The organism is Sphingomonas sp. PvP056 (assembly GCF_040549155.1).
In the GTDB taxonomy this organism is placed as follows: Bacteria; Pseudomonadota; Alphaproteobacteria; order Sphingomonadales; family Sphingomonadaceae; genus Sphingomonas.
In genome coordinates, this window is the sequence record NZ_JBEPST010000009.1 from 148,995 (window position 1) to 171,151 (window position 22,157).

The 22,157-nt window shown below is 65.2% G+C and carries 18 protein-coding genes and 2 tRNA genes; 8 read left to right on the forward strand and 12 right to left on the reverse strand.

The genetic code is table 11. From position 1 onward, the window contains the following. Window positions 1-32: 32 nt before the first annotated feature. Window positions 33-458 (forward strand): hypothetical protein, encoded by a 426-nt coding sequence (locus tag ABIC17_RS18820; protein ID WP_354284481.1) that lies wholly within the window; start codon window positions 33-35, stop codon window positions 456-458. Beyond that, window positions 455-1,162 carry a ribonuclease T2 family protein gene (locus ABIC17_RS18825; protein WP_354284483.1) on the forward strand — a complete coding sequence of 236 codons (708 nt, stop codon included), beginning with the start codon at window positions 455-457 and terminating at the stop codon, window positions 1,160-1,162. Before ABIC17_RS18820 ends, ABIC17_RS18825 begins: the two co-directional genes overlap by 4 nt. Before the next feature lie 41 nt (window positions 1,163-1,203). Here the strand turns inward: ABIC17_RS18825 and ABIC17_RS18830 are convergent, their stop codons facing one another. Beyond that, entirely contained in the window at window positions 1,204-1,638 is a 435-nt protein-coding gene (locus ABIC17_RS18830; RefSeq protein WP_354284485.1) for a DUF4112 domain-containing protein, read from the reverse strand. 6 nt (window positions 1,639-1,644) lie between these two features. Continuing rightward, window positions 1,645-3,153 carry an ABC transporter substrate-binding protein gene (locus ABIC17_RS18835; RefSeq protein WP_354284487.1) on the reverse strand — a complete coding sequence of 503 codons (1,509 nt, stop codon included), beginning with the start codon at window positions 3,151-3,153 and terminating at the stop codon, window positions 1,645-1,647. A 301-nt stretch (window positions 3,154-3,454) separates the two neighbouring features. On the opposite strand from ABIC17_RS18835, the gene ABIC17_RS18840 reads away from it, so the two are divergent. Next, the gene (locus ABIC17_RS18840) at window positions 3,455-4,531 is read left to right on the forward strand and encodes a heparan-alpha-glucosaminide N-acetyltransferase domain-containing protein (protein ID WP_354284598.1); all 1,077 of its coding nucleotides are present in this window, start codon (window positions 3,455-3,457) and stop codon (window positions 4,529-4,531) included. Between the two features lie 140 nt (window positions 4,532-4,671). On the opposite strand, the gene ABIC17_RS18845 is transcribed toward ABIC17_RS18840, so the two are convergent. The 6 genes from ABIC17_RS18845 to aroA all read right to left on the reverse strand — a co-directional run bounded on the left by ABIC17_RS18845 (window position 4,672) and on the right by aroA (window position 9,622). Beyond that, window positions 4,672-4,754 (reverse strand) — tRNA-Leu (locus tag ABIC17_RS18845). A gap of 83 nt (window positions 4,755-4,837) precedes the next feature. Then, window positions 4,838-5,119: an integration host factor subunit beta gene (gene ihfB / locus ABIC17_RS18850; RefSeq protein WP_354284489.1), complete on the reverse strand. Its 282-nt coding sequence runs from the start codon at window positions 5,117-5,119 to the stop codon at window positions 4,838-4,840. Window positions 5,120-5,273: 154 nt separating this feature from the next. Beyond that, the gene (rpsA, locus tag ABIC17_RS18855) at window positions 5,274-7,001 is read right to left on the reverse strand and encodes a 30S ribosomal protein S1 (protein WP_354284491.1); all 1,728 of its coding nucleotides are present in this window, start codon (window positions 6,999-7,001) and stop codon (window positions 5,274-5,276) included. A gap of 409 nt (window positions 7,002-7,410) precedes the next feature. Continuing rightward, window positions 7,411-8,034 (reverse strand): (d)CMP kinase, encoded by a 624-nt coding sequence (cmk, locus tag ABIC17_RS18860; protein ID WP_354284493.1) that lies wholly within the window; start codon window positions 8,032-8,034, stop codon window positions 7,411-7,413. After that, the gene (locus ABIC17_RS18865) at window positions 8,031-8,288 is read right to left on the reverse strand and encodes a CBU_0592 family membrane protein (protein ID WP_354284495.1); all 258 of its coding nucleotides are present in this window, start codon (window positions 8,286-8,288) and stop codon (window positions 8,031-8,033) included. The genes cmk and ABIC17_RS18865 overlap by 4 nt, the downstream gene beginning before the upstream one ends. Beyond that, entirely contained in the window at window positions 8,285-9,622 is a 1,338-nt protein-coding gene (gene aroA, locus ABIC17_RS18870; RefSeq protein WP_354284497.1) for a 3-phosphoshikimate 1-carboxyvinyltransferase, read from the reverse strand. The genes ABIC17_RS18865 and aroA overlap by 4 nt, the downstream gene beginning before the upstream one ends. Window positions 9,623-9,730: 108 nt before the next feature. Here aroA and ABIC17_RS18875 point away from each other — a divergent pair, with 108 nt between their 5' ends. The 5 genes from ABIC17_RS18875 to ABIC17_RS18895 all read left to right on the forward strand — a co-directional run bounded on the left by ABIC17_RS18875 (window position 9,731) and on the right by ABIC17_RS18895 (window position 13,813). Continuing rightward, a complete protein-coding gene (locus tag ABIC17_RS18875; protein WP_354284600.1) occupies window positions 9,731-10,048 on the forward strand; it encodes a TIGR02300 family protein in 318 nt (105 codons plus the stop codon). Window positions 10,049-10,205: 157 nt separating this feature from the next. Further along, window positions 10,206-10,281: transfer RNA gene (locus ABIC17_RS18880), tRNA-Ala, on the forward strand. A gap of 131 nt (window positions 10,282-10,412) precedes the next feature. Then, window positions 10,413-11,561 carry a Gfo/Idh/MocA family protein gene (locus tag ABIC17_RS18885; protein WP_354284499.1) on the forward strand — a complete coding sequence of 383 codons (1,149 nt, stop codon included), beginning with the start codon at window positions 10,413-10,415 and terminating at the stop codon, window positions 11,559-11,561. Window positions 11,562-11,564: 3 nt separating this feature from the next. Then, window positions 11,565-12,611, forward strand: a complete 1,047-nt coding sequence (locus ABIC17_RS18890) for a Gfo/Idh/MocA family protein (RefSeq protein WP_354284501.1) — start codon at window positions 11,565-11,567, stop codon at window positions 12,609-12,611. Further along, window positions 12,608-13,813 carry a glycosyltransferase family 4 protein gene (locus tag ABIC17_RS18895; RefSeq protein ID WP_354284503.1) on the forward strand — a complete coding sequence of 402 codons (1,206 nt, stop codon included), beginning with the start codon at window positions 12,608-12,610 and terminating at the stop codon, window positions 13,811-13,813. The genes ABIC17_RS18890 and ABIC17_RS18895 overlap by 4 nt, the downstream gene beginning before the upstream one ends. A gap of 57 nt (window positions 13,814-13,870) precedes the next feature. On the opposite strand, the gene ABIC17_RS18900 is transcribed toward ABIC17_RS18895, so the two are convergent. The 4 genes from ABIC17_RS18900 to ABIC17_RS18915 all read right to left on the reverse strand — a co-directional run bounded on the left by ABIC17_RS18900 (window position 13,871) and on the right by ABIC17_RS18915 (window position 21,807). Then, window positions 13,871-15,538, reverse strand: coding sequence for a hypothetical protein (locus ABIC17_RS18900; RefSeq protein WP_354284506.1), 1,668 nt, complete (start codon window positions 15,536-15,538; stop codon window positions 13,871-13,873). Window positions 15,539-15,860: 322 nt separating this feature from the next. After that, complete coding sequence (locus ABIC17_RS18905) at window positions 15,861-17,180, reverse strand: ABC transporter ATP-binding protein (protein ID WP_354284508.1); 1,320 nt, start codon at window positions 17,178-17,180, stop codon at window positions 15,861-15,863. A 34-nt stretch (window positions 17,181-17,214) separates the two neighbouring features. Beyond that, window positions 17,215-18,978 (reverse strand): ABC transporter permease, encoded by a 1,764-nt coding sequence (locus ABIC17_RS18910; protein WP_354284510.1) that lies wholly within the window; start codon window positions 18,976-18,978, stop codon window positions 17,215-17,217. Between the two features lie 366 nt (window positions 18,979-19,344). Further along, window positions 19,345-21,807, reverse strand: coding sequence for a TonB-dependent receptor (locus ABIC17_RS18915; RefSeq protein ID WP_354284512.1), 2,463 nt, complete (start codon window positions 21,805-21,807; stop codon window positions 19,345-19,347). Window positions 21,808-22,157: the final 350 nt, after the last annotated feature.

The window sequence follows — 22,157 nt, forward strand, 5'->3', positions numbered from 1 at the left end:
GCTCTCCATCATCGTTTTGGGGGAAACGAATCATGCACCGTCCCATTTCCATTACCTGGTTCGAGCGCTGCTATCTCGGCGGCGTCGCGGTCGGGCTGCTCAACGTCGCGCTATCGTGGAACCAGTCGCTCGATCGACTGGTCGCAAACCCCAGCGCGCAGCAGTTCGGACCGTCTTTTGCGGTCAACATGCTGTTGATCGGGACCGCGATCAGCGTCGCTATCTCGGGGGCGCTGTGGTTCTTCGCCGCGCGTCGTCGCGCAGTCGTCGCCAAGTGGCTGATCACCGCATTCTTTGCGCTGGTGCTGGTCACCACACTCAGCGCCGCGCTGACGGGCAAATTGCAGCCGGGACTGTCGGGCGTGCTAGGAATCGTCGGCCTCGTCCTCAACGGGATCGCGGTATGGCAATTGTTTCGCCCCGACGCGCGCGTCTGGTTTGAGGAAACTGCAGCATGAAGAACGCCCTCATCGCGCTCGCGATGCTCGCCGCACCGGGCGTTGCGACTGCCCAAACCGAGCAATGCAGCGTTCCAGCGACGCTGCCGCGCCCGCACCCCGATCTTCCGTCGGCCAACCAGCCGCAGCGCATATTGCCGATCGGTGGCTACACGCTCGCGCTGACCTGGGCGCCGGAATATTGCCACACCAATGCGCGCGACCCGCAAGCGCGCTTCCAATGTCGCAGCGGCAACACGTTCGGCTTCACGCTTCACGGCCTGTGGCCCGACGGGGTCGGCAAGGAGTGGCCGCAATATTGCGCCGCGACCCCGCTGCTGCCCGCGACGCTGATCCGGCGGACGGTCTGCGCGACCCCGTCTCCGCAGTTGATCCAGCATGAGTGGGCAAAGCACGGGACGTGCATGGGGATCACCCCCGACGCCTATTTCGCGCGTTCGACAGGCCTGTACGGGCGGCTTCGCTTCCCTGACCTGCGCACAATGTCGCGCGGGCTGCTCAATGCCGGACAGATCGCCGCAGCGATGGCTCGCGCCAATCCCGGGCTTCCTGCGCAGGCAGTACGCGTGACCGTCAACAAACGCGGCTGGCTCGACGAACTATGGCTGTGCCTGGACAAGCGTTTTGCCTACGAGCCCTGTCATGCAAATTCCGGGGGCGTATCCCCGGCCACCGCTGTGAAGGTGTGGCGGGGGAAAGCCTGAGGGCAGGGGCGCAGATCACGCTGGTTGCGTGATCTGCCGCCTCACACTTGATCGACGACCGCACCCGCGGGATAGTGCTTGTCCAGGTGCCGCTTGATGATCTTGAGGTTCCGCGTGTTCGAGCGGAACATCAGATCGGGGATCGCACCGATGAACGGCACCAGCCCCAGCGTGAAGTCCAGCCCGACGTTACCGAACATCCGCGCCATCTGCATCTTGGTCATGCCCAGGTTGCGCGCTTCCCAGACAATCCAGCTGCCCATCGCCGCACCGACGATGTCGCCGCCGATCGGCAGGATGTTGAGCATGAAATCGAGCCCGACCTTGCGGTTGAGCCCCGGAATGGTGAACAGCCCTTCGAGCAGGCGCTCCATCGCCTCGATCCGCTGGCGTACTGCCGCAGGATCCTTGCTGGCATAACGCGCCGCCATCTCGGCGAAGTGCGGGGAAGACATGCGTGTCGTGTTCTGGGCCATAGTGTATCAATTGGTGTCTGTACGAAGATGATTCAACGGGTGCCATGCACGCGTGTTGGCGGCCCATGCGCGCAGCCGTGGCGCAACGAGCGACCATCGCAATGGCCGGGCGATCGGGACGAAGGCGACATCGCTCGCGAGCGCCGCATCCGCCGCGGCGATCTGTTGCGCGCGCAGCCGGGGCGAGTCCGCCTCGCGCGCCGCTTCGATCGCGAGTTGCGCGGCTCCGCTACACGGTTGGCAGGCGCGCGCGACATACCAGCGGGCGCTGTCATAGGGGGCGACTTCGTCGATCAGGCGCAGGTCCGCGGGCGCATCGGGGCCGACACGTTCGGGCGCCATTCCAAGCGACAGCAGGGCCCCGGCGACATAGCCGTAGAGGATCGTCGCGCCGGGTCCATCGGGGAGCGCGACGCGAATCCGAACGTCACCGGGGTTGGCCGCGCGCCACGCATCGATCGTCGCGCGCGGGGATCGTTCGTCGGGGGCAAGGGGCTGCGTCCACGCCGCAAGCGCGGGCGGTGCTGCGGAGTCGAGCTGCTCGGGGAGCAATTGTGTCGTGGATTCCCACTCGGGCGAGATCGCCGCCGTGAAGCCCGCCCGGTCGATGCTGCGCGCGATCGCAGCGCGGTTGACCGGACTGGCAAGCACGCCATCACGGCTGGTGAACGCCAGGCCGAACAGACCCGCAGCTGGATCGAACCGCCGGCTGATCGGGGCGATCCTGGTTTCCAGCACGATCGGCCAGTCGACGAAGCTGCCTCCCAGGACCGCGTCCGAATGACCCGCATCGAAACGCGCGATCGCCATTGCCGCGCGTTCGCCGATCAGCCGGGCGTCGTCATTCGCGGAGGGCTCGGTGGCCTGGTCATCGGCTGCGCGCGATGGATCGAATGCGGGGCGCAGCCGCACGACAGGCCCGCGCTGCGCGAGGATCCGGTAAGGCCCGCTGCCGCCCGGTTGTGCGATCCGGACGATCGCGAGCTCGGGTTGCGCGAACAGCTTGAGCAGATCGGGACGCGGGCGTTTCAGCCGGATCTCGATGACTTCGGGGGTCATTTCGACGATCTCGTCGATCGCGGTGAGGAACGGTACGAGGACGTTGCGGGATTGTGTTGCCAGCTGGCGGCGCAGCAGCTTGACGACGTCCGCAGCCGTCACGCTGCGGCCGTCGGGCCACTCCGCATCCCGCAGTCGGAAGATGTAGCTGGTGCCATTGTCGATCACGCTCCAGCGTTCGGCGATGCCGGGCTCGATCTGGCCCGCGGCGTCGAACCGCACGAGACCCTGCGCGGTCGCATCGAGCAACACGCGTGCGGACGGGTCCAGTCGTCCCTTGGCAGGATCGGCAAGGGCGGGTGCGGCACCGATCGCGCTGACGACGACCGGGCCGCTATCGGGCTTGGGCGCACAGGCCGCGAGCACCGTCGCGATGCCGAGCAGTAGCAGCGATACTGCAGGGCGGGGCGAGGGGGAGCGGGGCGGGGGGGAGCGGCGGGGGGGCGGCAGCAGCATTGGCTACCTCTGCCATCGCCAGCACGCCTGCGCCACTCCTCTCGGCAATCACGGGGCACCACGATCCTGCCCGCAAGCGGCCAGTTTCAACGATTGATCCCAGCACGGCAGGAGATCGTCCGTCGGGTAAAGCGAAATGCTTCAGGCGTCGCACCGTGTAAAAGATCGGGCGGATGCCGGACATCAAAAACCAAATCGTTTGAGCATGATGTAGTATTTGGTTAATAGACACCTAACTTTTGTTGGCAGCGTTCGGGAATTTGTATTGAGTACTCAGCCGCTGCAGCAGCCCCACGGCGACGTGGTTGCCAAGCGACCCGCACGATTCAGGGCGCTCGACCAGGTCCGCGGCCTTGCCATTTTCTGCATGATCCTCGCGCACTTCGGACCCGGCGTTTACGAGCGCCTGGGGATCGGCGGTACGCCGCGCGCGATGCTCGATCTTATCGGCAGACTGGCGACCCCCGCGTTCGTGCTGATCTTCGGGATCACGCTGGCGATCATCTACGTGCCGAAGGCGCGCAAAGCGCCGGATGCGACGATGCGCGGGCTGATCAATCGATCCGGACTGGTGTTGCTATGCAGCCTGATCGTCTCGCTGCACGGGACGGTCAACGTCCTGATGACGAGCGACGAGCCAGCCTTCTGGTTTCGCTTGCTCCTCGCGCAATACAGCGTGTTGACGTTCTATACCGTCGCCATTTTCCTCACCGCGCTCGCGGTCCGGTTCATCGCGCAGGATCCTGTGCGGATCGGCTTTCTGGGGGGTGCGCTGCTGATCTTCATCGGCAGTGTGCTCGGCTATGAGGCCTTCCCTTTCCAGGGCGAGAAAGCGATCGAACTGGTGCGATTGCTGTTCGTCTCGGGCAAGTACGGCGTGTTCGTGATGATGGGCTGTGCGTGGCTGATGATCGGGGTCGGCGTGCTGATCCGCAATCACCTGGCGAATGGCACGTCGTTTCACCGCGACGTAATGACGATCGCGCTTGGCATGGCGTTGCTGGGCTTGAGCGACGGTCGTGTCGTCGGCTGGCGGACGCTGGGGGATCTGGCGTCGGGGTACGCGGCACCGCCGCAATTCTGGTATCTGGCGATGGTCGGCGGCGCGATGCTGTCCGCGCTGGTCGCGCTCGACCGTTATACGGTGCCGGTCGTGGGGTTCGTGCTGGAGCGCATCGGGCGCTATCCGTTGAGTATCTACGTCGCGCATAGCCTGGTCCTGCCGGGCGTGGCGCTGCTCCGCTGGGCGGCCCCGACGTTGCCGGAGGCGATCGGCACGGTCGGCTGCCTGCTGCTGTTTATCGGGTTCTGCGTCTACAAGGTCTGGTCATCGACGGCACCCGATCGCGCCCGGCGTACCTTGGCGGTGCAGGGCTGAACCGCCCGTCGCTCCGATCCGGCCGAGCCGGAGAGGGGGCGGTCGTGCTGCGGTTGATGGCGCGCTAACAGGCGCCGGGCCGGGTCCGTGCAGGACCCGCGCCGGCGTCCTCGGATTGAAAGTGTGGAGTGCCAGGAGCTTGGTGCGGACGGCGGGACTCGAACCCGCATTCCGAAGAGGGAGATTTTAAGTCTCCTGCGTCTACCGATTTCGCCACGTCCGCAACACGACGTGCCAAGCGCAAGTTGCGGCCTGCGTCAAGCGGACGATGCCGCTTGCGGTCCTGGCACGTACGGGATGTTCGCGTCAGGCGACGTTGAGTCGCTGCCGCATTTCCTTGCCGGGCTTGAAGTAGGGGACGCGCTTGGCGTCGACCGCGACCAGTTCGCCGGTGCGCGGGTTGCGGCCCGTACGGGCGTCCCGCGGGCGCGTGGAGAAGGCGCCGAAGCCACGAAGCTCGACACGGCCTCCCGAGGCCAGGCGTTTGGTGATTTCTTCGAAAAATGTCGTGACCAGCGCTTCGACATCGCGCGGCGACAGATCAGGGTTTTCGTTGGCGAGCATCTCGACGAGTTCGGAACGGATCATTGCGTTTTTTCCCACCCCTTACGGACCCATGCCCCCACGGTATGGATAAGGCCGTATCGGCACTGATTTACCGCAACTCCACCAACGTACAAAGGCAAATTACGACGTCAAAAGAGAGACAGGGGTCGTTCTTTCGAACGACCCCTGAATAGTCTTACTTCTTGGTATCGCTGTTCTGTGCCTTGAGCGCTGCGCCCAAGATGTCGCCAAGCGACGCGCCCGAGTCGGACGAGCCATATTGTGCAACAGCCTGCTTCTCTTCGGAGATCTGCATCGCCTTGATCGAGAAGGTCGGCTTCTTCGAACGATCGAAGCCAGTCACCATCGCGTCGAACTTCTGTGCGACCTGGAAACGCTCCGGACGCTGCTCGTCACGATCGCGGCCGAGATCGGTCCGCTTGATGAAGCCCGTCGCGCCGTCGTCACCGACCTGCACTTCGAGACCGGCATCGCGCACTTCGAGCACCGTGACGGTGACGATCGCGTTCTTGTTGAGGCCCGACGACGCATTGCCGCCTGCTGCAACCGTGCCTGCCGCCGGGGCGCCACGCTCGAGCTGCTTCATGCCCAGCGAGATACGCTCCTTCTCGGCATCGATGTCGAGCACGATCGCCTGAACGACCTCGCCCTTGCGATGCAGGTTGAGCGCGTCCTCGCCCGACACGCCCCAGGCGATGTCCGACATGTGGACCATGCCGTCGACGTCGTTGTCGAGGCCGATGAACAGACCGAATTCGGTCGCGTTCTTGACTTCGCCTTCGACGGTCGAACCGATCGGATGCGCTTCAGCGAAGGCCTCCCACGGGTTGTTGATCGCCTGCTTGAGACCAAGCGAGATACGACGCTTGTCGGGATCGACCTCGATGACCACGACATCGACTTCCTGCGAGGTCGAGACGATCTTGCCCGGGTGGACGTTCTTCTTGGTCCAGGACATTTCCGAAACGTGCACCAGGCCTTCGATGCCCGGCTCCAGCTCGACGAACGCACCATATTCGGTGATGTTCGTGACGCGGCCGGTGAGCTTGGCACCAACCGGGTACTTCGCTGCTGCACCTTCCCACGGATCGCTCTCGAGCTGCTTCATGCCGAGCGAGATACGCTGCGTGTCCTTGTTGATGCGGATGATCTGAACCTTGACGGTATCGCCAATGTTGAGAACTTCCGAAGGATGGCCGACGCGCTTGTAGCTGAGATCGGTGACGTGCAGCAGGCCGTCGATGCCGCCCAGGTCAACGAACGCACCGTAATCGGTGATGTTCTTGACGACGCCGTCGATGATCTGGCCTTCAGCCAGCGACAGGATGAGGCCCGAACGCTGCTCGGCGCGGGTCTCTTCGAGGATCGCGCGACGCGACACGACGATGTTGCCGCGCTTGCGGTCCATCTTGAGGATCTGGAACGGCTGCGGGATATCCATCAGCGGGGTGACATCGCGCACCGGGCGGATGTCGACCTGCGAACCCGGCAGGAAGGCCACGGCGCCGTTGAGGTCGACCGTGAAGCCGCCCTTGACGCGGCCGAAGATGACGCCCTCGACGCGTGCCGACTTGGCGAATTCGGTTTCAAGCGTGTCCCATGCGGCTTCGCGGCGTGCGCGGTCGCGCGACAGCATTGCTTCACCGTGGACGTTCTCGACGCGGTCGACGAACACTTCGACTTCGTCACCGACCTTGAGGTCTGCCTTCTGGCCCGGCAGCGCGAATTCGCGCAGCGGCACGCGGCCTTCCGACTTCAGGCCGACGTCGATGACGGCGAGGTCGTTCTCGATCCCGGTAACGGTGCCCTTGACGACGCGACCTTCGAAACTGTCGGCACCGCCGAGGGTCATTTCGAGAAGGGCGGCGAAATCGTCGCGGGTTGGGTTTGGCTGAGTGGCCATAAAGTGATGCGTTCCTAAATCATGTTCCGGCCAGCCGGTTGTCTCCGGCGGTCTTGGCCAATATTGCCGCGGCGACCGAATGCCGGACGCGACATCCAGTCAGCGGGCACGGGAAAGGTTTTTCCGCAAAACGCGAAAAAGGCGCAGGAGGATAAATCTCCGCGCCTTCCTGACCAGGAATGCCTGCCAATCGGACAGCGCGCCCTAGCCGAAGCGGTGGTGAAAAGCAAGGTGCCGGCGCTTGTGGCGCGGTGGCGCGACGGTGGTTGGCGTCGGGTGGAATATGCCGCCGATCTGGGGGGCGCTGCTGACGCCAATGCACGCGCATCCTGCTGTGCAAGCAGGGCCCCAGAGGTGCAGGCGTTGTGCCGTATAACCCTGGGTTGCTGCTTGCGCAGGAGAGCATTCGTCAGGCGGCGGTTCTCGCATCCACGATCGCGATCGCGCGCTGCACCGAGGCCTCGATCGACAGGAAGCTTGTGTCGAGCAACGCTGCGTCCTGCGCAGGCACGAGCGGCGCGGTCGCACGGGTCGAGTCGCGCAGGTCGCGGGCGCGGATGTCGGCAAGCACCTTATCGAGGCTGAGCGTTGATCCGCGCTCCTTGAGCTCCGCGTGGCGGCGTTTCGCGCGGATGTTGGGGGTGGCGCGGACGAACAGCTTGGCGGTCGCGTCGGGCGCGATCACCGTGCCGATGTCGCGCCCGTCGAGCACCGCGCCGCCCTCCTGATAGGCGAACCGCTTCTGCCGGTGGAACAGCGCCGCGCGCACCAGCGGATGCGCCGACACGACCGAAGCGAGCGATCCGATCTCGTCGCTGCGCAGACTGGGGTCCTCGAGCAGCGCATCCTCGAAATCGCACGCCGCAACGGCATCCGCCTCGATCGCGGGATCGAGTTCGAGCTGCGCGACCCGCGCCGCGACCGCGCGGTACAGCAGGCCGGTGTCGAGATACGGCAGGTCGTAATGCCGCGCCAATGCGCGCGCGATCGTGCCCTTGCCCGAGGCGGCGGGTCCATCGACGGCGATGATCATGCGCGCGCTCCCGATCGTGCCACGGTCATGCGCACCAGCCCGAACGCCGCGATCGCCGCCCAGGCGAGTTCCAGACACAGCGCCGGCAAATTGAAGTTCACGCTCAGCGACAGCGCGAGCAGCGAGGCGCCCAGGAAGTTGAGCAGCGTGGAGAAGAGGTCGGGCGCGGCGTTGCGCAGCGTCTGATGGGCATAGCCGATCAGGATCGTCAGCGCGCCGACGAACCCGATCAGGTCGGCAGTGGAGGCAGTCATCGGTCGGTGGCACCCTGGAGTTGCGCGAGCTGGTCGAAGAACGCGGGGTAGCTGGTGGCGACGGGCGACATGTCGTCGAGCGTCACAGGCGTATGACAAGCGAGCGCGGCGACCGCCATGCTCATTGCGATGCGGTGATCGAGCAGCGTCGCGATCGTTGCGCCGCCGGGGAGGGGGGTGCCGCCCGAACCATGGACGATCATCCCGTCCTCGACTTCCTCAACCTGCGCGCCGATCGCGCCGAGCGCGGCCGCCATTGCGGCAATCCGGTCCGATTCCTTGACGCGGAGTTCTTCCGCGCCGCGTGCGATCGTCGTGCCGGACGCGAAGGCGGCGGCGACGAACAGGATCGGATATTCGTCGATCATGCTCGGCGCGAGGGCGGCGGGCACTTCGATTCCCGACAGCGGCGCATAGCGGACGCGCAGATCGGCGACCGGCTCGCCACCGACGTCGCGCGCGTCGCATTCCTCGATGCTCGCGCCCATCATCCGCAAAGCGGTGAACAGGCCGGCGCGGGTCGGGTTGAGGCCGACGTTCTCGACCGTGATGTCCGACCCCGGCACGATCGTCGCGGCCACCACCAGAAAGGCGGCGGACGAGGGATCGCCGGGGACGGTGATCTGCTGCGGCTTGAGCTCGGACTCGCCGCGGATCGAGATGATCTTGCCCTCGGGCGACTCCTCGACGGTCACGTCCGCGCCGAACCCGCGGAGCATCCGCTCGCTATGGTCGCGAGTCGCGACGGGTTCGATCACGCGGGTGACCCCCGGCGTATTGAGGCCCGCGAGCAGCACCGCGGACTTCACCTGCGCGGAGGCGACGGGGAGGGTGTAGGTGATCGGGATCGCCGGGCAGATCCCGCGCAGCATCAGCGGCAATTGCCCGCCGGGGCTCGCGGTGACCTCCGCGCCCATTTGCGACAGCGGCGTGATGACGCGGCCCATCGGGCGCTTCGACAGCGATGCGTCGCCGGTAAAGGTCACGGTGATCGGGTGGCTCGCGACCAGCCCCATCAGCAGACGCGTAGAGGTACCACTGTTGCCCATCTCCAACGCGGTTGCGGGTTGCAGCAGGCCGCCAACCCCGACGCCGTCGATCGTCCACACGCCATCGTCGCCGCGCACGATCGTCGCGCCCATCGCGCTGAGGGCTGCGGCGGTGGCGAGGACGTCCTCGCCCTCGAGCAGCCCCTCGACCCGGCTGGTGCCGACCGCGAGCGCGGAGAACATCAACGAGCGATGGCTGATCGACTTGTCGCCGGGAACGCGGACGCGTCCTGCCAGCGGACCGGAGGAAGGGATTTCGAGCGGGGTGGGGGCGGGGTGCTGCATCGGCCCTGCGCTTTGACAGTGCGCTTGCGCTATGGCAAGGCGCGCCCCACTTTGCGGCGTTCGCGTTGCAAGCTCTCAAATTCAATTTTGAAGAAGGTCAATCGGCCCATGATACAGCCGGAATGGGGCACGAAGCGTACGTGTCCGAAATGCGCTACCCGCTTCTATGATCTGGGCAAGGAAGATCCCGTCACGTGCATCAATTGCGGTGCGCATTGGGAGCCTGAGCCCATCCTGAAGTCGAAGCAGCCGCTGCCGTTCGAGCAGGCCAAGCCAGAGCAGGTCAAGAAGGACGACGATCTCGCCGGCGACGACGAGGATATCGACACCGGTGAAGACGAGGAGCCCTCGCCCGACGACGAAGTCGATCTCGGCGGCGACGACGACCTCGGCGTGGAAGCGCCGACGGAAGACGACGAGCATTGATCGGCTGATCGGCGCGCGTGCCGTGGTGCGCGCGCCGATCGCAACAAATTTTCTCGAATTTTCGGCAAAGCGACGTTCCGCGCTTGCCAACCGCGCCGCCCCTCGGTAGGGGCAGCGCCTTCCCGCCGCAGACCTACTGGGTCAGCGCAGAAACGATGGGGCCGTAGCTCAGCTGGGAGAGCGTTCGCATGGCATGCGAAAGGTCAGGGGTTCGATCCCCCTCGGCTCCACCATCTTTCGTCATACTGATGGACTTCCATTGTCTCGGCATGACACTCCCCTTCGCATTGCGAACCCCAAAACCCTAAGCTAGACGCTTCTCCCATCCGCCATTTGGCCTACGCCTATTCGAAGTTGGGAAATCATGCGCACAGTGGCGATCATCGGTACGGGGTTCGTGGCCGATCTCTACGCGGCCTCGCTGCGCACCTTCCCTGATATTCAGGTCGTCGCCTGTTATGATAAGGACGCCGAGCGGTTGCAGCGCTTCTGCGCGCACTGGCAGCTTCCTGCGGTCGACAGCATCGATGCGGTGCTGACCGGTCCGGCGACGCTGGTGCTCAACCTCACCAACCCGCACGCGCATTTCGAGGTCAGCCGGCAATTGCTAGAAGCCGGCAAGCACGTCTATTCCGAGAAGCCGCTCAGCATGCGGATGGAGGATGCGGTCGTGCTCCACGCGCTGGCCAAGGCGCGCGGTCTGCAGATCGCCTCGGCGCCGTGCAGCCTTCTCAGCGAAGCCGCGCAGACGTTGCGGCTCGCGGTCGAGCAGGGGCGGATCGGCGTGCCCAAGCTGGTCTATGCCGAGCTCGATGACGATTACATTTCGCAGGCACCGCTGACCAAGTGGAAGAGCGAGTCGGGGACGCCGTGGCCGATCGAGGACGAGCTCGTTGTCGGCTGCACACTCGAACATGCGGGCTATTATCTCACGTGGCTGATGGCGATGTTCGGCCCGGTGCGGACGACGGTGTCGGCGTCGGCGGGGCTGGCGGACGTGTCCGGCCTGACCAGCGCGGAGACTGCGCCCGATTATTCGTCCGCGACGCTGTTCTTCGAAAGCGGCGTGGTCGCGCGGCTGACGTGCAGCATCCTCGCGCCGCATGACCACCGGATCCGCGTGATCGGCGATCGTGGCGTGGCGAGCGTCACCGAATCCTGGGACAATCGCGCGGCGGTCAAGGTGCGGACGCGGCACGTCATCCGCCGTCGGATGATCAATAGCCCGATCGCGCGTAAGGTCCCGTCGCCCGCGTTCACGCGCCACCCCGCGGTCAAGCGTCGCGGCGCGGCATCGATGAACTTCATGCTCGGGCCAGCGGAAATGCTCGACGCGATCGCGGCGGGGCGCGAGGCACGCCAGGCGGGCGATTTCGCGCTTCATCTGACCGAGGTATCGCTCGCGATCCAGTCGGCGGGGGAGAACACTGGCGCGCAGCACATGACGACGCGCTTCACGCCGTCGCCGGTGACGCACTGGGCGGGCCAGCGGACCAGCGTGCAGGAGTCCTGAGCGATGGCGCAGGGCATTCGCGTCGCGGTGATCGGCACCGGCTATATCGCGCATACGATCGTCGCGGCGATCGGGCATGTGCCCGGTCTGACCGTCGTCGGCATCTGTTCTGCCAGCGCCGAGCGCGCGCGGAGCGTGGCGGACGCGCTTGGGATCGCGACTGCTTTCCCCGGGCTCGACGCGGTGCTCGCCGATCCGGGCGTGGACGCGGTCTATATCGCGAACAATAGCGCGGACCACGCGGCGGCGGCGATCAAGGCGATGGAAGCGGGCAAGGCGGTGCTCAGCGAAAAGCCGTTCGCGGTCGATACCGCGGAGGCCGAGCGAGTCGTTGCGGCCGCGCGGCGCACGGGCGTGTTGTTCATGGAAGCGGTCGCGACGCCGTTCCTTCCGGCGGTCCATACCGCGCTTGCCGATGTCGCGTCGGGGCAGCTCGGGCCGGTGCGGCATCTGTCCGCGAGCTTCGGCTACCCGACCACGCCCGCGAGCCACCCCGGCTGCTATGCCGCGGTAGGGGGGGGCGTATTGCTCGATCGCGCGGTCTATCTGGTGACGCTCGCGCGACTGGCGCTTGGGCCGGTGGCGGACGTGCGCGCGCAGATCACGCGTGGCGGGAACGGCATCGATACCGAGGCTGCGCTGTTGCTCACGCACGCGAGCGGCGCGACCGCGCAACTCTCCGCGTCGCTTACCGCGCTGCTGGGCAATGCGATGACGATCGGGTGCGAGCGTGGTGCGGTGACGGTCGCCGCGCCATTGCTGTCGTCGGAGAAGATTGCGGTCGATACGGTCGCGCCGCCATCACGCCCGACGGGGGAAAGCGGTCTGCGCGACCGCATCAAGGCGCGGCCAGCCTTCCGGCGGCTGGCGGACCTCGCGCGGATGCGCAAGACCCGCTTTGCCGCATTCGGTGCGAGTCCGTACGTCCCCGAGCTGCTGCATTTCCGGGATCTTTACCGGTCGGGTGCGATCGAGAGCCCCGTACTGCCGGTGGAATTGTCCCTGGACGTCATGCGCGTGCTCGATGCCGCACGGGAAGATCGCCGATGAAGCTCGCGTATTTGATGAACTCCTACCCGATGACGAGCACGACGTTCATTCGCGGGGAAATCGAGCAACTGGAAGCGCTCGGCCAGCCGGTAAAGCGCTTCGCGGTGCGGCATTGGGAGGGCAAGCTGCTTGATCCCGACGATATCGCGGAGCAGGGGCGCACCGAATATCTGCTGACGGGCAACCTCGGTCGGCTGATCCTGTCCGCGCTGGCCGAGCCGCTGGTCAACCCGGGCGGCCTGTTGCGCACGCTGCCGGTGTTCCGCCATGTGCTGGGGCAGTCGCGCGGCGGGTTCGCCAAGAACGTCAACTATCTGTTGCAGGCGATCTATCTGCGGCGGCGGATGCGGGCGCTCGGCATCGATCATGTCCACACGCATTTCTCGACCAATGCCACGACGGTGGCGCTGCTCGCGCATCACCTCGGCGGGGCGCGCTACAGCTTTACGGTGCATGGCCCCGACGAGCTGGTCGATCCGAAAGAGAACGCCCTGGGCCGCAAGGTCGCCGATTCGGCGTTCACCGTCGCGATCACGCAATACTGCCGTGGGCGAATTCTGGAAGAAGCGCCCGATCATGCGGGCAAGGTCCAGATCATCCACTGCGGGATCGATCTGACCAAGTTCACGCAGGCGGCCACCCCCGGCGAAGCGGGGCGGTTCGTCTGCGTTGGGCGGCTTTGCCCGAACAAGGCGCAGAGCCTGATCCCCGCCGCGGTCGCGATGGTGTGTCGGGAATTCCCGCAGGTGCAGGTCGACTTGATCGGCGATGGCGAAGACCGCGCCCTGATCGAGGCGGAAATCCTGCGTCACGGGGTTCAGGACCATGTCCGCATCCTCGGCTGGGCAGATGCGCCGGGAGTCCGCAGCGCGATCATGCGCGCGTCGGCCTTGCTGCTGCCCAGTTACGCCGAAGGGTTGCCGATCGTGCTGATGGAAGCGCTGGCGCTGGGGCGTCCGGTGCTGACAACGACGATCGCGGGGATCCCCGAACTGGTCGATGACGGCTGCGGCTGGATCTTCCCCTCGGGCTCGGTCGAAGCGATCGCAGATGCCCTCCGCGCGGCGCTGCGGTCATCGCCGGAGCAGTTGATGGCGCTCGGGCAGGAAGGCCGTCGCCGGATCGAAGCGCGGCACGACGCGACCCGTTCGGCCGAACTGCTCGAACGTGCACTGGTCTCGCCGGTCACGGTGGCAGGCTAATCGCGAAGCGACGGCAGGGCGGGCCATCGAGGCCCGTCCTGCCGCGCTTGCATAGCTTTACTGGTTGGCGGCAATCGCCTCCAGGACCGCACGGCGCTTCGGTGTTTCGGAAACGGGTTGCCCCGCATATTCCCGAATACCCCACGCCCCATATTGGTTGATCGCGCCGGTCGCCGAATAGAGCGTCACCGTACCACCCACCTTGGTCTTCCAGTCGCTCAGATAGCGCTGGTAGATGTCGTGCATCAGCGGGCTACGCTGCATCCGCATCGCAACGTCCGCGCTGGCCGCCGGCGGAACGATGTGTTGCCCCCCCTCATAGGAAAGATAGCGCTTGCCCCATTTAGTCGCGCTGGCCTTGTCCGACACCGCCAGTTCGATCGTCTGAGCTCGCATCGTTTCAAGCGAGGCGAACAGCGTTGGCAGGTCCGTTACCCCGACGTTGACTGTCCGTAACAGGCTGTGACCGAAATAGGGCGCGGTTGCGATGGCATCGACCCACTGCTTGGTATCTCGGAAATTCATCATCTGATCGATGCCGGACCCGTTGCCGTTCTGCAGATTCAGTACGCGCACAAGACGTGCCGGATTGTCCTCAAAGGCAGACGTCAACAGCTTATGGAACCAGACGGACTTTTCCGCATAGCGCAGAAGATTATTCGAATAGCGATCCGGGGACAGGTTTCGTGCCAAGCCCTCGTTCAGCACGACGTTGCCGATCGGGAACGCATAGTTCCAGGTCTCATTCGACAGTTCGAAATAGGCCTTGCGACCGGGTGCTAGTCGGTCGTGCACCAATTTGCCCAGTGCCCGGACATACCCCTCGTCAGCATTCCACGGCACCGTGAACCATGGATCCGAGCCGGCCGCATTCGCGAGATCGACCATATGTTCGAGGGCAATGCCGTCAGTGCCGTCTTGGACGAGACGCTGGGGAACCGAGCGAGCCGCCCACGTCACGCTGGCCGGGTTGCCGTTGGCATCGGACCAATCGAGGAAGCGCAGCACGCGATAGGATTTCAGGTCGTCCACGCTCCTCTGATCGAACACGCCATTTGCTACCAAGCCGGGTTCGCGGCAGTCGAGATTGGCAAGGGGATCCGATGCATTGACTGAATCGACATAGAGCAACATGCTTGGAAGCGTCGTTCCAATCCGCCCCGGCCAGGTAAACGTAACAGCGTGATTGGCGGGAGCCGTCTGCGTAGCGCCGGAGATCCGGATCGTGCCGCTACCACTCCAGGTACATTTGATTTGCGTGGCTTTCCCGGCCCAGACCGTCTGCGGAATGTTGAGGAACAAGGCCGCGTCGATCAACGGCGTCCCACCCGCGGTCAGTTTCGCCTTGGGAACGTCTGCCCAGGATGCGGAGGGATTGCGCCACGCTCCCGTGGCGAAAGCCAGATTGGCGAATGTACGTTCGGGACTATAGTAATTGCTGCCCGCCACGTTGATGCCAATCGCAAATGCTTCCGCGCCGGGTGACGGTGCCTGCGTCGGCGTTGGCGTCGGTGTTGGTACCGGCGTCGGCGTCGGCGTGGGTTTGCCCTTCACCACGATGACCGGCGTGGAGGAACCGTTGCTCGTGCTCGATCCCCCAACCCCGGCGGCGAATGCCCCGCCGATGATCGTTGCGGCGAGCAGCGTACCGATAATGACCTTTTTGCGGGAGGACGCAGACGATGCGTCGCCGACGGAAGACTCTGCAACCTTGTTGTTGGACACCGATTTCTACTTTCCTTGCGGTGCTGTGCGCACGCCAGCACGAGATGTTCAGCCATAGCGAGCCGATCGGAAGAATCCGATCGACCGCCATTGTTCGGGAGAATGTATAAGAAGGGATATGGCCAGAACTGGAAAACACTGGCGTTACAGTGCTTCTACTGGGTTCTTTGATATTGGGCAAAGCACGTCGGAAACGCTTTGGCATAGTTGCGCCACGTTTCACCGTCATTCAGGTGAGAATATTCGTTACGCCCAGCGTCTTGTGACGGGGCGGTGCATGGCGTTGTAGCGGCGCGATTCTGCACCGCACCAAACGCAGGGCTCAGACCGCGTCCTCGAGCGAGAAGCGGTCGTCGTCCTCGTCATAGGCGAAGACCTCCGCATAGCGTCCCCAATGCGTCACGGTGCGCAGCGTCTCGTCCGCATAGTCGGGGGACATATGGTCCTCCAGTTCGTCCCGGAACCGCCGCGCCGGAGCGATATGCCCGCTGCGCTCGTCGAGGATGCGCCGGATGTGCTGCGCGAGCGGGACATGGACGAGCAGCGCGCGCGCGAACATCGCCTTGCGGTCGTCGACGTCCGCCTCGACATAGCGCCGCGCCGCCGGGGTGAGCAGGATGTCGGCACCCTGAAGTTCCGCGAAGCGCAACAGCTGGAGCGTTTCCGCGATCGGGAACAGGTCGTCGATCTCGAGCTGGAGCTGATCCGCCAGGTCCGCCATCGGCGCGCGTCCGTCGAACGGGGGCGCATCGACTTCCTCCATCAGCCCGGCGAGCGCGTTGGTCGACACGCGCGGCAAGACCATCTGGATGCCGCTGCCGGGGAACACGCCGTCCTGCGCGGGTTCGGGCGCAGCGCGTGCGGTCATGCGCGCGTAAATGTCGTCGACCAGCGCGCGGAACGCCGGATCGAGCCGGTCGCGCGGCTGCGGCAGGTCGACGGTGATCTCGGCAGCGACGCGGCCGGGGTTGGAGGAGAAGACGAGGATGCGGTCGCACATCAGCACCGCTTCCTCGATGTTGTGCGTGACGATCAGGATCGACTTGATCGGCATCCGCCCCTCGGACCACAGGTCGAGCAGATCGGTGCGCAGCGTCTCCGCGGTCAGCACGTCGAGCGCCGAGAAGGGTTCGTCCATCAGCAATAGCGACGGATTGACGACGATCGCGCGCGCGAGCCCGACACGCTGGCGCATCCCGCCCGACAGTTCCTTGGGGTAGGCATTCTCGAACCCGTCGAGCCCGATCAGGTCGATCGCGGCGAGCGCGCGGGTGCGGCGTTCCTCGGCTGGCACGCGCTGCGCCTCCAGGCCGAGTTCGACGTTCTGCAATACCGTCAGCCACGGGAACAAGGCGAAGGTCTGGAACACCATGCTGACGCTGGGTGTGCTGCCGTCCTCCTCGGGGACGAAGGCGATGCTGCCTTCGTCGGGCTGGATCAGTCCGGCGATCGAGCGCAACAAAGTCGACTTGCCCGAGCCAGAGCGGCCGAGCAGCCCGACGACTTCATTCTCGACCAGCGTCAGCGCGACATCGTCGAGCACGAGCAAAGCGCCGCTCGTCCCGCCCTTGCCGTAGCGGTGTGTCAGATGCTCGATTGCGACGAGCGGGCGGGCGGGGGAAAGCGAGGCGAGGGTGGCCATGATCGTAGGCTCCTTGAGGACTCGGGAAACGGGCTCAGGCGAGGCGCAGGCGGCGGTCGGCATAAGCGTAGAGCGGGCGCCACAGCAGCCGGTTGCAGCCGATCACGAAGACCGACATCACCGCGATCCCGAGCGTCACGCGCGGGAAATCGCCTGCGGTAGTCGCCTTGGCGATGTAGCTGCCGAGACCGTGCGCCTCGAGCCGTTCGCTCCCCCAGGACACGGCTTCGGCGACGATGCTCGCGTTCCACGATCCGCCCGAGGCGGTCAGCGCGCCGGTGACATAATACGGGAAGATCCCGGGGATGCCGAGCTGCCGCCACCATTGCCAGCGCCGCACGCCGAACATTCCCGCCGCCTCGCGCAGATCGTTGGGGATCGCGCTCGCGCCGGCGATGACGTTGAACAGGATGTACCACTGCGTGCCGAGCACCATCAGCGGCGACAGCCAGACATCAACGTCGAGATGCCAATGGACAATCGCGATGACCGCGAACGGGAACAGCACGTTGGCGGGGAAGGCGGCGAGGAACTGTGCGACCGGCTGCAGCCGCTCGGCCCAGCGCGGGCGCAGGCCGATCCAGACGCCGATCGGCACCCACACCAGGCTCGCCAGCGCGATCAGCACGAGCACCCGGAGCATCGTGATCATCCCGAGCCCGAAGGCGGTCAACGCATCGCCCCAGGCAAGATGCCTCGCGACATAGCCGAACACGACCCAGGCGGCCGCGAGCAGCGTGACCGTGACGAACGCGAGCCACAGCATTTGCCCAAACGACCGGCGCGCGACCGGGCGCGGAGCGCGCCGCGCTTTGACGGGCGCACGGTCAAGCGCGATCAGCGCCTGCCCGAGCCACCGCAGCGGCGCGAACAGCACGGGCAGCAACCGCGCCTTGCGGAACACGTCATACGCCCAGCTGCTCGGCGCATCCTGCGACGCGGTCTGTTCGAAGCGGAAGCGGTCCGCCCAGGCGACGACCGGGCGGAAGACGAGCTGGTCGTACAGCAGGATCACCACCGCCATCGCCCAGACCGCCCAGCCGACCGCGCGGAAATCCTGCCGGTCGATCGCAAGCGCGAGCCACGATCCGATCCCCGGCAGCATGATCCGCGTGTTGCCGACGCTGATCGCCTCGGACGCGACGACGAAGAACCAGCCCCCCGACATCGACATCATCGCGTTCCACACCAGCGAGGGTGTCGCGAACGGCAGTTCAAGCCGCAGGAAGCGCCGCCACGGCGACAGCGCGAACCCTTGCGACACTTCGGCCAGATCCGCCGGGACTGAGCGCAGCGACTGGTAGAAGCTGAACGCCATGTTCCATGCCTGGCTGGTGAAGATCGCGAAGATCGCCGCGAGTTCGACGCCGAGCTGCTGCCCCGGGAACAGCCCCATGAAGAAAGTGACGGTGAACGTCAGGAAGCCGAGGATCGGCACCGATTGCAGGATGTCGAGCGCGGGGACGATGATCATCTCGGCGCGCTTGCTCTTGGCGGCGAGGGTCGCGACGACGAAGGTGAACAGCAATGACGCGCCAAGCGCTGCGAACATCCGCAGCGTCGTGCGCACGGCATAGCCCGGCAGGTGCCACGGATCGAGCGAGACCGGATCGATCCGCAAGTCGGCCAGCGGTTGTGCTACCCCCGCTGCGCCCTTGGCGACGAGCACGGCGAGTGCCGCAAGCAGCAGGAAGGCAATTCCGTCCGCCCAGCTTGGCGTCGTGATTCGCCAGGCGCGCGGGAAGGGGCGCAGGCCGCGGATGATCCGGGCCGGCGCGATCGAAGGATAGTCTCGCATCGTCTCACCTCATCGGACGCCGTCGACGGCGCCCGCGCGAGACTGATCGGATCAGGCCCGGCGAAGCGCCCCCGACGGCGCGGTCAATCGACTACTGTCGCTTGGCATTTGCTGTTTCGCGTCCTTGATTCGCGGCCACCGGGCCGATTTGCGCCGCTTGCGACGGGCGGGGGCGGTTGTCAAACGATCGTGAATGCGGCGGTGACAAGGCGGCAACCCCGATCATTTGTGGTCACCCAACAAACCGTTCGGGCTGAGCGAAGTCGAAGCCTTGCGCACACCAGAAGCGGCGCTCCATCTGCACGCGGCCCTTCGTCTCCGCTCAGGGCGAACGGACTGGGGGGCGGGGGGCGTTCGAAACGCCCCCTAGAAACTCACCTTCCCGCGAAAACCGATCGACCGCGGCCGCGCGAGCGTCACGCGGCTGCCCGCTTGATAGACCTGGTAATAGGTCGCCCGCGCGATGTCGGTCACGCGCACGCCGTTCGCCAGGTTGTTGCCGTACACGCCGAATTCGAACTGGCCGATGTTGTAAGTCACCGCCGCGCTCAGGTTATGCGTCTCGGGGATCACCGCAAAGCTCTGGTTCAACCCGTTGCGGGTGAGCGTCCCATTGGCGATGATCGTGCTGAATTGGTTGAAGTTCGTGGTCTGCGACGACTGATATTGATAGCCGGTCTGCACGTGCAGCGCGCCATTGCCGACCGGGCGATCGTAGAACAGCTGCAGATTGCCGGTCCAGCGCGGGTAATACGGCGTACGATCCCCGTCGAACGCGCCGACCGTCGGGATGTCGCCGTTCGCCGTCGAATCATTGTACGACCCGCTCGCCGACAGCGTGATCTCGGGGGTTGCCTTGATCATCGTCTCGAGCTCGACGCCCTTGCTGGTGATGCGGCCCTTGTTGTCGGTGAAGAAATACGAGCAATCGAGCCGCAGCCGGGTCTGCACGTCGCGCCAGTCGATGTAATAGGCGCTCGCATTGAGCGTCACGCGGCCGTCGGCGAACTTCGCCTTCTCGCCGATCGTATAGTTCCACAATTTGTCCGGCCCGAAGGTCAGCGGCGCGGCGTCATAGCCATAGCCTGCGAGCTGCCGCGTGCATTGCTGCGCGATCGATCCGCCGCTTGCGGGGTAGCTCGGCGACAATGGCACCGGCTGGTTGCCGCCGCCGTAACGGAAGCCCTTGGCCGCCTCGGCATAGACCATGAAGTCCGGGTCAAAATGATAGGACACGTTCGCGCGCGGATTGACCCCGTTCGACTTGAGCGTCGCGTTGGTCGTCAGCGGCTTGTTGTCGATCACGCCGTAAGTGCCGCCCGAGAACAGGAAATAGCGTTCCTTGAAATTGAAGTAGCGCAGCCCCGCGGTCAGATCGAGCTTGTCGGTCGCGTGCCACGTGCCGTCGGCATACAGCGCGAACTGATGTTCGTTGGTGTTCTGAAGCCCGGAGTAGATGTCATTGGGCTGGAACGCGGCATCGACGAGCTGCGAGTCATACAGGCCGTTCGGCGTATTGAACGGGCCATAGTAGAAATTCTGGTAGGACGTCCGGTCGAACCCGGCGACCGGAATGTCCTGACGCAGATTGCGTTTCTGCTTTTCGTAGAATGCGCCGACCGTCCATGCCACCGGCCCACCCGGCTTCGACACGAGCCGGCCCTCGACCATATAGTCCTTCAGCTTCTGGTCGATCTGGTACAGTTCCGCGGGGATCTTGCGCGCGATGAACGAGTCATATTCGGTCGGTGCGCTGAACAGCGGATAGGTCGCGGTCCCGAAGGGCGGGTTGCCCTCGAAGAAATAGGCGATCTGCGGTTCGAGGCTGGCGTCGAACCCGATCGCGCGGTCGGTATAGGCCCCCGTCACGATCAGATGCGCGAAGCCCGCGTCATAATCCGCCCCCAGTGTGTAGAGGCGGAAGCGGTCGTCGGTGCCTTCCGGCCCGTTGGTGAGGATGGTGTAAGGCTCGAGCCCGTCGAACGCGGCATTGAGGCCGTTGGCGATGCTGCGTTCGTAGGTGATCGACGCGTCCACCGTCAGCGACGCATCGGGCGTCCAGCGCAGCGCGGCGCGGCCCTGATAGGTGCTGTTGCGGTTGGCGTCCTCCTTCCGGCGTCGCCCGATATTGTCGATGAACCCGCCGTCGCGCCCGACATAAAAATTGGTGCGAAGCGCGAGCGTATCCGTCACCAGAGGCACGTTGAGCATGCCGCGGAAGTTGAAGCCGGGCTCGCCGTGTTCGGTGGTCACCACGCCCGCTTCGGCGGTGCCGAACGCTTGCGTCAAATTGGGCTTGGCGGTTACGAAGCGGATCGTCCCCGCCATCGATCCCGCGCCAAACAGCGTACCCTGCGGCCCGCGCAGAATCTCGACGCGTTCCAGATCATAGACCTTGAGGTCGGGCGTCTGGCCCTGCACCGAGATCGGCGTATCGTCGAGATAGACCGCGACGAGCGATCGGTCCGACGTGTCCGAGGTACGATAGGGTCCGGTCGCGAGGCCACGCATGTTGAACTTGTTGAACCCCGGCGCGCCTTCGGTGATCGACAGCGAGGGGGTGAACTTGGCGAGATCGGACAGATTGCCTTGGCCCGACTTGGTCACCTGGTCGACGTTGACGACCGACACCGCGATCGGCACGTTCTGCAACGATTGCGCGCCCGCGCGATTGGCGGTGACGACGATGTCGGTCAGTTCGGTCGATGGCGCGGGTTCGGCCAGTGGCGCGGACTGTGCCTGTGCGGCCAATGGCGCGAACACGGCGACGAGCGCCGCCGATGCAGCCCAACGCGCGGCGAGACTGCGAAAGCGCGGAAGTGGTGTCATGGTGCCCCCCAAGTGTCGTGCGGACGGGCCGCTCAGGTCCATCCGCCGCGTGTTCGCTTTGCGGATCGTGGCCCGGTTGCCCGTCGCGGTCATCATGCCCCTGCACGGATGACCTATCCAGTAATGCGATCCCCATATGCATTTTTTGCATGAGATCGAGAGGATTTTTCGTTTTTGTCAGCATTCTGGGAAGGGAGAAACCGGGGCGACTACGTGTGCTTTCCGCAACGCAGACAAATTTCGTTACAATCCGTCGACACGCGGCGTCCGATGGCGCAAGCACCCGCCGCGACATACGGGCGTGGGGCCCGCGGTCGAAGGGACGCGTTCAGGATGATTCGCCGCGAGTG